Origin of the sequence: Rossellomorea marisflavi, from assembly GCF_022170785.1 — a bacterium.
GTDB classification, from domain to species: Bacteria; Bacillota; Bacilli; order Bacillales; family Bacillaceae_B; genus Rossellomorea; species Rossellomorea marisflavi_B.
The window spans coordinates 2,511,439-2,524,428 of sequence record NZ_CP081870.1 but is presented as its reverse complement, the minus strand read 5'-3'; the positions used below and the strand labels follow the sequence as shown (position 1 = coordinate 2,524,428).

The window sequence follows — 12,990 nt, the reverse complement described above, 5'->3', positions numbered from 1 at the left end:
TTTTTTCTATTGGGCAGGTGAAGGGGCTTGATCTTGGGTACCGTCAGTCGTACCACCGTCACTTGGTGGCTCGGTATCGGTACCTCCTTGATCTCCGTCACCCTCAGCGGGAGGATTCTCATCACCTGGAGGGGTGCCGCCGTCTCCATTATCGGAGCCGTTATCGTTTCCTCCGCCGTTCCCGTTGTCATTTCCGTTTCCATTGTCATTCCCGTTCCCGTTATCTCCTCCATTGTCCTGGTCATCTTCATTCCCAGGGGTGTCAGGATTCTCGGTATTGCCGTCGTCGGCATTGTCATCGGGTTGATCTTCCGGTTCTTCTGCTTGGTCTTCTTCGTCGTTGCCGCTCACTGTCACGCTCGTGGAAGCAGGGTCGCTTCGCTGACCGCCAGAGATGGCCACGACTTCGAAAGCATACGTACCGTCGCCTTGAATGTTATCGACATTCAAGCCTTTTTTATCGGTGGTTGTCAGGGTTTGTTTTGATTCCCCATTGATTGAAACGGAGACTTCGAACTTGACGTCTTTCTTTTTCTTATAGTCCCATGATAGCTTGATGGATTGTTTCTTATCATCGTATTTTGCATTCAGTCCGCTAGGTGCATCGATCTTATCGAATTCAGACGAGACTTTCGACGGTTCTGTACCGCGTACGAACAGTTCCGTGATGATGCGGTCGTCAGGCGTGTAATCGCTAGGGAGTCTTGCGGGATTGCTTCCCATTTCGACTTTCGACTCGACAACGGAGTTCGGTTTTTTGAAGTCTGCCGTGTCGACGCCTTCATGTACAGAACTCATCAAGTCACTCACGATATACTGGGCGATATGCCTGTCGGTCGGATCGAGGGAGTTGGATTGTTTTTCGTACCCTGTCCAGACAGCCGCCGTATAGTTGGTTGTATACCCGACGAACCAAGAATCCGGAGCATTGGCTTTCGGGATACCGAGCTTCTCCCGATCTTTTTGTGAATAGTTGGTAGTTCCAGATTTACCTGCCATCGGAAGCCCCGGTACTTTGGCGTACAGTCCTGTACCCCTTGGGTTATCGATGACGCTTTTCAGGACATCCGAGATCATGTAGGCCGTATATTCTTTCATGGCAGCTTTTGGTTTAATATCAGGTTTGACTTCCGTTTCTCCGTCACGGAGTACCACTTTTTGAATGGCATGAGGTTTCGTATAGACACCTTCATTACCGAATGCAGCATACGCACCGGCCATTTGTACGGAGTTGACACCAGGTGATACACCGCCAATGGAGGCAGATTCATAATAATGGTCAAAATTCAATCCGAGTCCATTCACGAAATCCTCGGCTTTTTCAGGTCCGACTTCCTGGAATGCCTTCAGGGCCGGGATGTTCCGAGAATCCCAGAGGGCTTCCCTCATGGTGATCGGTCCTTTGAATTGTCCATCGTAGTTGTTCAATTCCGTTCCGTCGGAATATTTGTATGGTTCATCATCCAGGATATGATACGTGGACCATTTCAAGTATTCAACGGCCGGGGCATAGTCGATCAGCGGTTTGATCGTAGATCCCGGTTGGCGTTTGATGTCGGTGGCATAGTTGAATCCACGCTGTACATTCTTATCCTGTTCACGTCCTCCTCCGATGGCACGGATTTCACCGGTTGTTGTGTCAAGGAGGGTGATACCGGCCTGCATCGGCTGGTCGTATTTTTCAGGATAGGTGAAGGATGTGTTTTCACCTGCAAGGATTTCTTCAACGCGATCCTGTGCTTTCGGATCGACCGTCGTATAGACCTTCAGTCCATCTGAATAGATGTTATAATCGCCCATGTCTTCGACTTCTTCTATTACAGCATCGACGAATGCAGGGTATTTATTGTCGTTACGATTGGCACGATCCTTTTCTGACACAAGGCCTTCCGTGATCGGGATCTTTTGCGCTTCTTCTTTTTGTTTTTCCGTTATTCTTCCATGCTGGGCCATAAGGGAAAGGACGATGTTCCGTCGCTTCTCTGCTGCCTCGGGGTGCTTAAACGGATTGTAGTTATTAGGACTTTGAGGAAGACCGGCAATGACCGCAGCCTCATTCAGCTTGATATCCTTGACATCTTTGCCATAGTAATAATCTGCTGCTGTAGCCATCCCGTTAATGCCATCAGACATATATACTTTGTTGAAGTACATCTCGAAGATTTCTTCTTTCGTGTAATCCTGCTCGAGCTTGATAGCGAGCCATGCTTCCTGGGCTTTACGTTTCAACGTCTTCTCGGGATTCAGGAATGAGCCCTTGATCACCTGCTGGGTGATCGTGGAGGCACCTTCTGAACCGAATCCGCCTGTAATATTGGCCATGACGGCTCCTCCAAGACGAATGAGATCGATCCCATGATGCTTGTAGAAACGGTTATCCTCTGTGGCGAGGACCGCGTCCTGCATCACCTTGGGAATATCCTCGAAGTTGGCGTATTCACGCTTTTCCTTTCCGACCGTGGTGATGAGATCACCATTCATGTCGAAGATTTCCGAAGCAATCGGATCTTTCAATAATTTCTCATCAAGGTCCGGGGCACTTGAGGCGTAATAGGCGAACAGCCCGCCTCCAGCGATCATCCCGATGATCCCGATGACGAATAATGTTAAGATGACACGCTTGAACAGCGAACGTTTCTTCCCTTTTTTACCTGAGGGCTTTTGTTTCTGCTGGGCAAGGCGTTTTTCTTCTCTGGATTTATACTCACCAGCCATTTTGGTTCCTCGCTTTCAATCTTCTGTCTATTTTAGTATTGTCCACGTTTTAAAATATACAACATGGAAGAAGACAAAATATAGATTAACTCATTTTGATAGAGCTAAAAATATAACTCTTGGACTATTTTTAGGTAGTCGACCCTTGGATGGAGTCCAAGGCGTATCCTTGTCCCGTCTCTCTCGATTTCCTCCTTGGTGATGGATTTGCGTCCACCGTCAAGCATCCTTCTCCAATAGGTATGGAGAGAAGGGAAGGGAAGGAGGAACACTTCTTCCGTCGCCGAGAAGCGAAGGAGGACGAAGGTGATCCCGTCATGTTTATAAACCTCTTCCATATGGGTAATTTGATGTTCATGGAAGTTTTTGAGAGGGAAGGACGTACTGTTTTTGGTTTCCTTGGCTTCAAAATCGATGTACCTGCCCTTGAATACACCATTGTAGTCAGTCGTGGAAGGCTGTTTGAAATAGGCCTCTTTGATGACTGCGGCGCTTCTTGAAGGGTAGAGGACATCGACAATTTGCACAGGTGTAGGCTTTTTATGAATGACTGCCTTTCCTTGTGCCAGATAATACAGATTGGTTTCATTAATATCTTCTTCGAGTGTCATCCCCCTGTTGCCATACGTTACTTGTTTCGGTTTAGCCCCGGGTTTTTTTGAGGGTCGTTCCGGTTCCACATATTTCTTTCCATTCGGATAATGGAATTTCATGGTAATACACCTCGCAGACTAATCTATATCATACCAGAAAGTCCCCGACTTTGTGTGAATAAATCATTACAAATCTCCTCACCCTAGATATATTAAGGATTCGGGGAGGATCAGATGAAAAGAATCTATCCGAATATACCCTCTATCGGAGAGGATAAACCTCTTTGCTATTGGATCATGATGATACGCGCCCAGGTACGTGATCACAATAAGGATAATATCTCGCGGACAAAGGCCTATCAAGGTTTCTTTGACCTGCACCGTGAAGTCAGATGGTCTCTCCTTGCATCTCTCGTATCGAGGAATGCCGGATGGAATATGACTGACCTCAAAGGAGGGATCCTCGGTGATCTTCTTTCCCGGAGGCGCAGAAATGGCCTGTTCATGACGTATGAACGGGCCAATTGGACGATCTTTGAAGATGCCTATCCTCAGCTCCTCGTCTACCATTATTCGGTGCAGGCGGGGAAGGGGCTGTTTTATCTCCTCGATGAGTTGCAAGTCTCTTCTTTCATGAAGACAGAGTGGATCTACTTTTGGGAGCACCGGGATCTTGACCGACTGGTGACGGCGCTGATTATCAACGAGCAAAATTTGATCCAGGAACCTGTGATCCTTGATCCCGTGTATCGCAGGATCTTTACATCCCCGCTATTTTTAGTGGAAGACCGGCTCCACTTCAGCTCGGTGATCTTCCCGACCCTTGATGGGCGCCTTTATGGAGCTAGTGTACATGGGTTCAGGGACTTGGACAACAGGATCCTTTTGGGAAAGAAGCTATACTGCATCCTGTTCCACAGCAATCATTTTACCGATATCATGAAATGGGCAGATATGGTCGAACCGAAGGGGTCACGAAGGGAATATGCTGAAGGGACGACCGGTTCGTCGTCGCCTGATCTCCGGAGTGTTTACGAGGAGGTTCCACACCATTTGAGAGATAAACGTGACTGGTCGAAAGACAGATCGGTCAAGAACGAATGGTTCGATCCCGTTGATCTCCCCTCAGAAGTGGAGATCAAAAGCTGGTTCGTACATAAGGAAAAACTGCTGATGAGAATGAACGGACTCGCGAAATGCATGAAGAAGCTATTCCCCCTCAGTGCTCTGACAAGGAGGTCATGAACAGACGAAGACCCGCGCTTCAGCCTGCGGGTCTTCGTCATTCTTCTATTAAGTGGAAGGGCGGTCCGGCCCAGTAAGTTTAGGATTCCCTTTAGCAGCATTTTGCTTGGATTCCTGTTGCTTGGGATCTTTTGTTTGCTTTTTCATGTTTTCCACCTCCATCCCTAGTATGAAGTGTGGGATCACCTTTTATTCAATCATGTCGAAGCCTTGTCTGTTGTCCACTATCTTTGCCGAATCGCTTCTAGTTTTGTCAGAGGGGAAGGGGATGTCTTCAAAACGGAGAATACTCTTAGTAAATCAAAATGCTGGGAGGACCCCATTATGCATCAGAAACAGGAAATCATGTTAAAGCTTGCCGAGATCGAGGAAAGTCTAAATCAGTTGGAACAAAATTTGTATGACCGGATCCGGATCGAGAAGCAGGATAGGGTCGACAGTTTCCACATCGAGGTGCAGAAGGTTGAAAACCAGCTCGATCGATGTGAAGGAATCAGGGACATCCGCCGTCCGACCCCTTCATTTGCAGTGTAAAAGCTTGAATTATCCATGAAGACATCATAAAATGACTGTAATGAAGCAGCCGTGGTTTAGGCTGCTTTTTATTTTGAACTTGGGGGATTTGTGGATGGACAAGTTGATCGGTGTAACGGATAGCCTGCTCACTGAAGCAGGTTACATGATAGAAGAGTACAAACGAAGAAGGGAAAGTGGGGAGAAGGGGGATTTTTACCGGGATGTAAAACCCTACGCGGATAAGGTCAAAAGCTTGAACGATCAGTGGAGGTCTTTATCTGAAGAATGGGTGGCCACGTCCAGGCCGAAACATCTTCATCTTCCGCAAATCTCCAATACGTATGATAATATCGAAATGCTTTCGGTTCACTGTTTCTTCCCAGAATCAAGCTATAATCGATTCATCAGTCATTATCAATCTGTTTCCTATGTGCTGGGGACACAGCTCCATGAACTGAGGAAGGATTGAAGGGAAGATGTACCTGAAAAATCCGGGACCCCATCAAGCGGGGCCCCGGATTATTTTGTTTGTTCTATTTATTGATGGTCCATTGTCGGCTCAAGGTCTCTGATGAGCTCCTTATAATGTTGAAAAGTGATTTCATTGGAAATATAAAGTTTTTTGGCCATGGTCAGAAGGTCGAGGTGATTGGCTGCATCGCCGTGTTTACTCGTCTTGTAGCATTGAATCAATTCATTTAAACTCATTGTGTTTCCTCCCTTTACCGTCTTTTCAACAGGCTCGATCCCCTCGTGATGCCACAGAGGATTCCTGACACAATTCTATCATGGGAAGACGGTGGATTTGAGTTGTAAGAATAGTGTAACTATCGACATTCATTGTCGAAAAATCTGACCTCCTGGGTGTTTTCACCATCTTGCCTGAAGTATCATATGGTGTACTAAATGATGAAATCGAACGGGAGGGTTCATATGTATCCACACCATCACCAAAGGCAAACTCATCCATTCATGCATCCCGCGTATGGGCAGAATCCATACGGGGGTCTTCCGAATCTTGGGATGGATCCCTTTCAGCAACAGCTTCCCCCTCAAGAACCGGTCCATCAAATGATGCCTTATTCACAAATGCCGTCACAAACCTATTATTCGAATCCGTATTTCGATAATCCACTGCAGTCAAAGGAATACAATCCGTATCAGGCCTATGCTTCTCAACAAGGGTATGCCAATCCCTATCCGAAGGCGAAATTCATGGCGAAACCTTCTTCCGGGGGAATGGGTGGCATGCTGAATTCGTTCAAATCACAGGATGGCAAATTCGATTTGAATAAAATGATGAATACCGGCAGTCAAATGATGGGGGCGATCAACCAGGTGTCTTCCCTGGTGAAGGGATTCGGGGCATTTTTGAAGTAGAAAAAGGCACCATTTCATGACGGACGCGATTATACCATTGGTGATTCCGCGCAAGATGGCCGTTAACCCCTTCCGCGCCTGCAGGATTCTACTCACCAGTGGTCTACGTCTCGCACTCCGATCAACCGCCGGAAGCACTGTGACCAGAAACAATTTGAAAACCCGAAATCATTTGCCTGATCGTGGGCAATTGATTTCGGGTTTTACTATGGCTGAAACATGGTTGTTTCAGCCTCTTTCGTCATTCGATCCGGAGTCTGTTGCCAGTGTCTTTTTTGAGGATAATGGTGAGGATACCGTCTGCCAAGGAAGCTTGTTGTCCCACCTCATCGATCGTGCCCGGAAAAGCGATGCTCCTGCTGCTGCGCGAGGTGGATTTTTGATAGCTGAATGTGCGATTGGGTTGATTGTCTTCAGTGAACTCTTCGATTCTGGTGATGTTGATGGTCATATATTCAGGGAAGATGTCGAGCTCGATTTGCTCTTTTTTGATTCCTGGGACCTCGGCGGTGATGACGAAGCAATCCGCCCGCTCCTCCAGGGCCACAGGAAAGGAACCCCAGGGATTCTGGGAGGAGGAGAAGAACTCATCAATGCTTTGGAGCATCCCTTTCATCGGCTTTTCGTGGAAGAATTGATTCATGGAATTCATAAGATTTCCGAAGCCGAATGGATGTTTTGGTTGTTTATCCATCGTGATTCCCCTTTCGCCATGCCTTTTGCATCCAGTGTATGACGTAAGCCCACACGATGTGAATGAACTTTTGGGTATGCTCTTGGTGAAGGAAAGTCATGCCCCCATATTTTTTCCTTTGTATTCGAACATAGATTCGCTAAAATAGGAGGTGAGGTGAACAAGATGTTTCGAAAAAGCAATCTGCAACAACTCATTCAACAATTAAAGACCGATGAACGGTTCAGCGATCAGATCGGCCATTGGCATACTATAGAAGAAAAGCAGGCAGACACAGTGGATTTTCCAGAGGGCCTCGATCCACGCATCAGGCATGCACTTGAAGTACGGGGGATCGGCAACCTCTACACGCACCAGCGATCGGCATTTGATCACGCACAGGCAAGTCAAAGTTTCACGGCAGTAACACCAACAGCATCCGGTAAGACGCTCTGCTACAATCTTCCCGTCCTCCAATCGGTCATGGAAAATCCCGATTCAAGGGCCCTGTATATCTTTCCGACGAAGGCACTGGCCCAGGACCAGAAGAGTGAGCTGAACGAGATCATTTCTGAAACGGGTGCTGCCATCAATAGTTATACCTATGACGGAGACACGGCGGCAAATATCCGTCAAAAAGTCAGGAAGGCGGGTCACATCGTCATCACCAATCCTGATATGCTCCATTCCGCCATCCTTCCCCATCATACAAAATGGGTGTCCCTTTTTGAGAACCTGAAGTACGTGGTGATCGATGAACTCCATATCTACAGGGGGGTGTTCGGATCCCATGTGGCGAATGTGATCCGCAGATTAAAAAGGATATGTGCGTACTATGGTTCAAACCCGACCTTCATTTGTACATCCGCAACGATTGCGAATCCGAAAGAGCTTGCAGAAGGACTGACTGGAGAGGAGATGTCCCTTGTAGATAACAATGGGGCTCCTTCGGGTAGGAAGCATTTCGTGTTCTATAATCCTCCCATCGTCAACAAACCGCTTAATATAAGAAGAAGTGCGACGTTGGAGGTCAGGAGGCTTGCGGGGGAGCTCCTTAAGAATAAGATCCAGACGATTGTTTTCGCACGGAGCCGTGTCCGGGTGGAAATCATCCTTACGTATCTTCAGGAGCTTGTGAAAGGTGAGCTCGGCACAAAGTCGATACGAGGCTACCGCGGGGGATATCTACCCACTCAGAGGCGAGAGATTGAAAAAGGCTTAAGGTCAGGTGATATCTATGGGGTTGTCAGCACCAATGCCCTTGAGCTCGGAGTGGACATCGGACAGTTGCAGGTCTGCATCATGACGGGGTATCCGGGAACGATCGCAAGCGCTTGGCAGCAGGCGGGGCGTGCCGGAAGACGGCACGGCGAGTCACTCGTGATCATGGTTGCAAGCTCGAGCCCCCTTGATCAGTTCATCGTCGATCATCCCGAATATTTCTTCGGCCAGACGCCTGAAACCGCCAGGATCAATCCTGATAACCTCATCATCCTGGTGGACCACATCAAATGCGCGGCCTTCGAACTTCCATTCAAGGAAGATGATACATTCGGAGGGCTCGAAGTCGAGGATATGATGGAATTCCTTGCAGAAGAAAGGGTCGTCCACAAAAACGGAAGCAAGTGGTATTGGATGAACGACGCATTCCCTGCCCATAACATCAGCTTACGCTCTGCCTCACAGGAGAACGTCATCATCGTCGACCAGACGAACGTGGCGGCGGTGAAGGTAATCGGGGAGATGGATCGTTTCTCGGCTATGACCCTCCTTCACGATGAAGCAATCTATCTTCATCAGGGCATACAGTATCAAGTGGAGTTCCTGGACTGGGATGAGAAGAAGGCGTTTGTTCGCGAAGTGGACGTCGATTACTATACGGATGCGAATCTTGCCGTTGAACTGAGTGTCCTTGAACAGGACAAGGAGAGAGAATCAGGCTCATGGGAAGCGGCATTCGGTGATGTCATGGTGCGCGCCATGGCCACCATCTTCAAAAAAATAAAATTCGATACACATGAAAATATCGGATCGGGACCGATCCATCTTCCCGAAGAAGAAATGCACACAAGTTCCAGCTGGATTTCACTCAAGGACGATACAGGATTGTCACAGGAGCGGCTGGAGGAAGGTTTGATCGGGGCGGCGGAAAGCTTGAAAGCCATCGTCCCCCTTTATGTAATGTGCGATCCGAGCGATATCTTCGTCGTCCCCCAGATCAAGGCGGCTCACAATGAAAGACCGACGATCTTTATTTACGACCGCTACCCTGGAGGGGTGGGGCTGAGTGAAAAAGTATACGACCAGGTCGAAGAAGTACTAACGGAAACGAAAAACATGGTAGAACGATGTCCGTGTGAAACAGGCTGCCCATCCTGCATAGGGACCGAGCACTCGTTGGAAACGGCCAAGAAGGATACGCTGAAATTATTCGAGCTGTTCCTCTCATAGGAGGTGAAAGGGAATGTCACTCAAGAATAAGCTGAATCGGATGAAAAAGCATATTATCCGTGAGGAGGTTGAACCGGTTGAGAAGGCCCCTCTGAACGAGCTTCCGGAAGAGGCCCTCCCCCATGCAGATCAATGGGGGGCGATCGGGGCATCACCATATGTCCTGGATGAGGACTATTGCATCGTAAGGGAAAAGAGATACCCTCTGGATCACATCCACGGAAGCTATTCCTTCAGGGATGCTGTAAGGGCAGTGAGGGCTTGGCAAGATTTTGAAGGGGAGCATCCCTTGTCCGCCAGAGGCCTTTCCCCGCAGGATCTGTTCTTTTTTGATACGGAAACGACGGGATTGGGCGGGGGGGCAGGCAATACGATTTTCCTCTTAGGTCATGCACGCATCACAGAATCGGAAGTCGTAGTCACCCAGCATGTACTTCCACGACCTGGGAGTGAGATCCCCCTCTATCATAGTTTTCTATCAAAGGTCGATTACACGACCCTTGTTACCTATAACGGGAAAGCATTCGACTGGCCGCAGGTGAAAACGCGTCATACCCTGATCAGAGAGCACGTTCCCAAACTTCCGTCCTTCGGTCACTTTGACCTCTACCACGGCTCCAGGCGCCTGTTCAAAGAAAGGCTTGGATCTGTGAAACTCGTTAATGTCGAGAAGGAGGTACTTGGATTTCATCGTAAGGACGATGTCCCTGGCTATTTGGCGCCGATGATCTACTTTGATTATGTGGAGAGGAGGGATCCTGAGGGGATCTTCAAGGTTCTGGAACATAATGAACTCGATATCCTGTCCCTCATCACCTTGTATGCCCACCTCTCTCTCACTCTCCTGAATCCGGGTGAGCACGAATCCTTCGAAGTCGGCAGATGGCTTCAGTACACAGGAAACAAGGAGAGGGCGAGGACCCTTTTTCAGAAGATCGTGGATGAGGGGGATGAGGGGAATGACCAAGCCCTACATCTTCTCGCACTCGAATTGAAGAAGGAGAAGGATTTTGAACAGGCGGCCAAGCTTTGGGGGAGGATCGGTGAAGAAGCTCCGGCAAAATGGCAAAAAGCCGCCTTCATCGAACTGTCCAAGCTCCATGAGCATAGGTTCAAAGATCTTGATCGTGCGAAGGAATACGCCGAGCGTGCTATCCCTTTGGTCCGGGAAGGAAGGGAATCCGACCATCTTCAGCACCGGATTGACAGGCTCATCCGGAAAATGGAGAAGCAGTGAGCGGGAGGGATGACGGGGTGTTGGCATCACGAAAAAAATTTCCAGTGAAAAGCTTCGAAAAATTTCATCCGGGAATATTGAGAATTTTCTAATGTAGATGTAAAATAATACATTGTGATGAAATTTTTCGGATAGGATGATGAAGATTGAACCGAGCTATTCTCTTGTTGTTTTTTGTCGTGATTGGACTGACGGCTTTCGTGTTTTCCAATTTCTCTGGAACCCTTTACAGTGCCAACTGATTTAAAATAGGTAAATGCATCAGTACCCGTGGCTCCGATTCATCATAGGTTGTTAGTGTAGACACCATGAGATGAAAGGAGATCATGTCACGATGTACTGTAGACCAAGACCAAACCAAGTCCTTCCGGCCGTTATGCACCCGACGAAGTGCTGTGTGAATCACACCTTCACGACCCTGGAGGTACCCCATATCCATCCCGTGCATACCACAACGGTGAATCATGTGAATTATCAGCACAAACACTACTTCCCTCATACCAATTCAATGGTGGACAATGTATCCAACCAGCAGTTCAACTGCGGTGGGGGGATGGGCGGACCAGGCGGACCGGGATTCGGCCCTGGATTCGGCCCGCGGCCGCGGCCATTTGGATTTTAAATGAATGAACGATAGGCACCTGATCGGCTCATTTCCCTATAGCAGAGGGGACGGCCGGGAACAGGTGCTTTTTTCAATGGTTGTAAGAGGTCATCTCATCGAAATGTATGCTACAATGGAAGCAATAAGGACAGACTATGAGTAAAGGAGCTTCGGTAGCATGGGCGGGGTCGCATCGATCACAGGATACAAATCATTTGAGCTGGGCATCTTCAAGCAAGACGACCAGGCTGTACAGTACATAAAGCTAGCCATCCGGAAAGAACTGTTTTCCCTTCTTGATACCGGGTTGGAATGGGTCCTCATTTCCGGTCAGCTCGGAGTGGAGCTATGGGCCGCAGAAGTCGTATTCGAGCTTCAGGAAGAATATCCGGATTTAAAGCTCGCCATCCTCACCCCTTTCCTGCAACAGGAGGAAAAATGGAATGATCAGAACAAGGAGTACTATGAGATGATCCTTTCGCAAGCTGATTTTGTCGATTCCATCTCCAAAAGCCCATACCAGAATCCAGGACAGTTCAAGAATCGGAATCTGCTGTTCCTGCATAAAAGCCAGTCATGCATCATCCTCTACGATCCCGAGCGCGAAGGCTCTCCGAGGTACTTCTACGAGGAAGCACAGAGGAAACAGGAACAAGATCCATCTTTCATGCTCAAGACCATCACGTTTGACGATCTTCAATGGGTGGTAGAAGAGGCCCAATGGGGTTAGCGGAGAAATGCCATTGACAAACGAACGGGAATATGGAAATATGATTAACATAAACGCAGAGGTGAATATGATGATCTCAGATAAAGTGAAATTGACTGCAAAGGATATTTTAGAAAAAGAATTTAAAAGCGGCATGCGAGGGTATAAACCCGAAGATGTGGACAAGTTCCTCGATCTTGTCATCAAGGACTATGAAGTCTTCCACCAGGAAATCGAAGAACTCCAGCAGGAGAACCTTCGTCTGAAGAAGCAGGTTGAGGAAGCCGGCAAGCAACAGCGCTCTGCTGCACCCCCACAGCCATCAGGTACGACGAACTTCGATATCTTGAAGCGCCTCTCGAATCTTGAGAAGCATGTGTTCGGAAATAAACTGTACGATTGAAATTCCCCCTTGTAATGTAAAGAGGGATGCTATATAATTAGGAATTGCTGATCCTTTAATGGTGTTTGGGTAATCGCTGCAGCTCAGGCTGTAGAGGAAAGTCCATGCTCACACGGCGCTGAGATGCCCGTAGTGTTCGTGCCTAGCCAATTCATAAGCTAGGGCAGTCCGGTCAAACGGGCTGACGGCAGGGAAAACACCTACGTCCTCACGGATATGGTGTGAATACCTTGAAAGTGCCACAGTGACGAAGTCCTGTTAGAAATGGCAGGAGTGGAACGAGGTAAACCCCGCGAGTGAGAAACCCAAATTTGGTAGGGGAATCCTCTTGGAGGAATTGAACGAAGAGAGGGACAAAGGCTTGCCTTTGTAGATAGATGATTACCACCAGAGTACGAGACGTCAAGTCGCCTGCAGTACAACGGAACAAAACATGGCTTACAGGACGCTGTTACGGGGAGAGC

General features: G+C 48.2%; 13 protein-coding genes and 1 other RNA gene. 10 read left to right on the top strand and 4 right to left on the bottom strand.

Going from position 1 to position 12,990, the window contains the following annotated elements; translation table 11 throughout:
- Positions 1-6: 6 nt before the first annotated feature.
- Together K6T23_RS22205 and recU are read right to left on the bottom strand one after the other, a co-directional pair.
- Positions 7-2,715: a penicillin-binding protein 1A gene (locus K6T23_RS22205; RefSeq protein ID WP_273546580.1), complete on the bottom strand. Its 2,709-nt coding sequence runs from the start codon at positions 2,713-2,715 to the stop codon at positions 7-9.
- A 104-nt stretch (positions 2,716-2,819) separates the two neighbouring features.
- Positions 2,820-3,428: a Holliday junction resolvase RecU gene (gene recU / locus K6T23_RS13215; protein WP_079516282.1), complete on the bottom strand. Its 609-nt coding sequence runs from the start codon at positions 3,426-3,428 to the stop codon at positions 2,820-2,822.
- A 114-nt stretch (positions 3,429-3,542) separates the two neighbouring features.
- Between recU and K6T23_RS13210 the strand changes: the two genes are divergently transcribed.
- The 3 genes from K6T23_RS13210 (at position 3,543) to K6T23_RS13200 (ending at position 5,538) form a co-directional block, all read left to right on the top strand.
- Positions 3,543-4,553 carry a DUF2515 family protein gene (locus K6T23_RS13210; RefSeq protein ID WP_238281342.1) on the top strand — a complete coding sequence of 337 codons (1,011 nt, stop codon included), beginning with the start codon at positions 3,543-3,545 and terminating at the stop codon, positions 4,551-4,553.
- A 324-nt stretch (positions 4,554-4,877) separates the two neighbouring features.
- The gene (locus K6T23_RS13205; RefSeq protein WP_238281340.1) at positions 4,878-5,087 is read left to right on the top strand and encodes a hypothetical protein; all 210 of its coding nucleotides are present in this window, start codon (positions 4,878-4,880) and stop codon (positions 5,085-5,087) included.
- 94 nt (positions 5,088-5,181) lie between these two features.
- Positions 5,182-5,538, top strand: a complete 357-nt coding sequence (locus K6T23_RS13200) for a YppE family protein (RefSeq protein ID WP_056535814.1) — start codon at positions 5,182-5,184, stop codon at positions 5,536-5,538.
- 68 nt (positions 5,539-5,606) lie between these two features.
- On the opposite strand, the gene yppF is transcribed toward K6T23_RS13200, so the two are convergent.
- Complete coding sequence (yppF, locus tag K6T23_RS13195) at positions 5,607-5,777, bottom strand: YppF family protein (RefSeq protein WP_238281338.1); 171 nt, start codon at positions 5,775-5,777, stop codon at positions 5,607-5,609.
- Positions 5,778-6,002: 225 nt separating this feature from the next.
- Between yppF and K6T23_RS13190 the strand changes: the two genes are divergently transcribed.
- Complete coding sequence (locus K6T23_RS13190; RefSeq protein WP_056535818.1) at positions 6,003-6,449, top strand: YppG family protein; 447 nt, start codon at positions 6,003-6,005, stop codon at positions 6,447-6,449.
- A gap of 241 nt (positions 6,450-6,690) precedes the next feature.
- Here K6T23_RS13190 and K6T23_RS13185 read toward each other — a convergent pair whose 3' ends face one another.
- Positions 6,691-7,143, bottom strand: coding sequence for an Hsp20/alpha crystallin family protein (locus K6T23_RS13185; RefSeq protein WP_056535821.1), 453 nt, complete (start codon positions 7,141-7,143; stop codon positions 6,691-6,693).
- A 165-nt stretch (positions 7,144-7,308) separates the two neighbouring features.
- On the opposite strand from K6T23_RS13185, the gene K6T23_RS13180 reads away from it, so the two are divergent.
- From K6T23_RS13180 to rnpB, 6 genes are all read left to right on the top strand, one after another.
- Complete coding sequence (locus tag K6T23_RS13180; RefSeq protein WP_238284436.1) at positions 7,309-9,573, top strand: DEAD/DEAH box helicase; 2,265 nt, start codon at positions 7,309-7,311, stop codon at positions 9,571-9,573.
- Positions 9,574-9,586: 13 nt separating this feature from the next.
- Positions 9,587-10,810: a ribonuclease H-like domain-containing protein gene (locus K6T23_RS13175; protein ID WP_238281336.1), complete on the top strand. Its 1,224-nt coding sequence runs from the start codon at positions 9,587-9,589 to the stop codon at positions 10,808-10,810.
- Positions 10,811-11,144: 334 nt separating this feature from the next.
- Positions 11,145-11,432, top strand: coding sequence for a CotD family spore coat protein (locus K6T23_RS13170; protein WP_053426774.1), 288 nt, complete (start codon positions 11,145-11,147; stop codon positions 11,430-11,432).
- A 160-nt stretch (positions 11,433-11,592) separates the two neighbouring features.
- Complete coding sequence (locus tag K6T23_RS13165; RefSeq protein WP_238281334.1) at positions 11,593-12,144, top strand: SLOG family protein; 552 nt, start codon at positions 11,593-11,595, stop codon at positions 12,142-12,144.
- Between the two features lie 70 nt (positions 12,145-12,214).
- Positions 12,215-12,526, top strand: coding sequence for a cell division regulator GpsB (gene gpsB / locus K6T23_RS13160; RefSeq protein ID WP_053427764.1), 312 nt, complete (start codon positions 12,215-12,217; stop codon positions 12,524-12,526).
- 61 nt (positions 12,527-12,587) lie between these two features.
- Positions 12,588-12,972: RNase P RNA component class B (gene rnpB, locus K6T23_RS13155), an RNA gene on the top strand.
- Positions 12,973-12,990 lie beyond the last annotated feature (18 nt).